This is a genomic window from Actinomycetospora sp. 2LY8.5 (assembly GCF_057180585.1).
This window is the reverse complement of sequence record NZ_JBXUHE010000107.1, coordinates 1-1,252: the sequence shown is the minus strand read 5'-3', so window position 1 is coordinate 1,252 and position 1,252 is coordinate 1. Positions and strand designations below refer to the sequence as shown.

Sequence of the window (1,252 nt, the reverse complement as noted above, 5' to 3'; positions counted from 1 at the left end):
TCCAGGCCGGTGTCCTTGGCGGTGCGGATGCGGTCCTCGACCCGGGCGTGGGCGCGGTGGCGGGCGTCGAGAAACGCCAACTGTCCGACACGGGTGTCGGTGGCGAACGCGGTGTAGCGCCATCCGTCGGATTCCTCGAAGACGTCGAGTTGCGCGCCGGGATGCGGGCGTTCGCGGCGCACCACGACCCGGATCCCGGTCGGGTAGCCGGTCAACGCTTTGACCGGCAGCAGTGCGGTGATCTCGGCCAGGCCGGCGCCGTCACGGTGGCCGCCGTCGGCGTCGAGGGCGCCGGCCCAGACCCTGGCCGGGATGAGTCCGATGGCGTCGCGCTCGCGGCTGGTGATGTGCCATCCCACGGAGAACTCGCAGTTCACGCCGGTGGCGTGTAGTTCGCGCAGGTGGCCCAGGAAGTCCTTGGAGCAGCCTGCACCGTCGGCGCGGACCAGGATCGGGGTGCCGTGGCGGTGCTCGTCGGGGACCTGGGCCAGCGCGGCGTCGAGGACCTCGATGTGGTCGGCGGCGGTGTTCGCCCCGGCGTTGCCTCGCCGAAGCTGGGCGGCGAGGAACTCCCCGGTGTTGTCGCAGAACGCCATCAGCGGGTGGTAGCCGAAGGTGCCCTTGAACGTCGGGGCGGCCTGCTCCTTCTCCGAGTGGGCGATGACGATCGAGGCGTCCACGTCGATCACCAGCCCCGGCAACGTCCGCCCGGCGGCGGTCGCGGCGGGGAACGGTGTCCCTCGGGTCTCGGCACGCTGGGCCCACGCCAGCTCCCGCGCAGCCGCTCGCGCTGAGGCAATACCGGCCACCGCGGGTTCGTCGATCTTGTCCAGCAGCCGCCAGCACGTCGAGTCCGAGGCCACCTGCCCGAACAGGGCCGGCTGGTGCTCGAGGACCGCGACATCGGAGATCGTCCGAGCGCCGTCGGCGACCGCGACGGCCATGTCGACCAGGACCCGCCCGGGCTCATGGGTTCGGCGCCGCTTACCCAGCCGAGCGAGTTCGGCCCCGAGCTGCCCGGTGAGCCCCGTGGTGTCGGCAAGGTCGGCCAGCAGCCGTGACCCGGCGTGCGACACCACCCCCGCCCCGTCGGTCGTGACCATGATCGTAGGGCGAGTGCTTGTAGGGTCCACCTCGAAAGTGCCCTCCGGGTCGGGGACCGATGGCGTCGCAACCTTCAGTCTTCCCTGCTCAGAGGGCACTTTCGTCTATCAACACCCGACGACTTCACCAACCTCGTGAAGAGCTCGGG

General features: G+C 70.9%; 1 protein-coding gene. It reads right to left on the bottom strand.

Features of this window, described 5'->3' with window-relative positions; translation table 11 throughout:
- A partial coding sequence (locus tag AC2A1K_RS35615; RefSeq protein WP_483901073.1) for an IS1380 family transposase occupies window positions 1-1,133 on the bottom strand: 1,133 nt, incomplete at its 3' end.
- Window positions 1,134-1,252 lie beyond the last annotated feature (119 nt).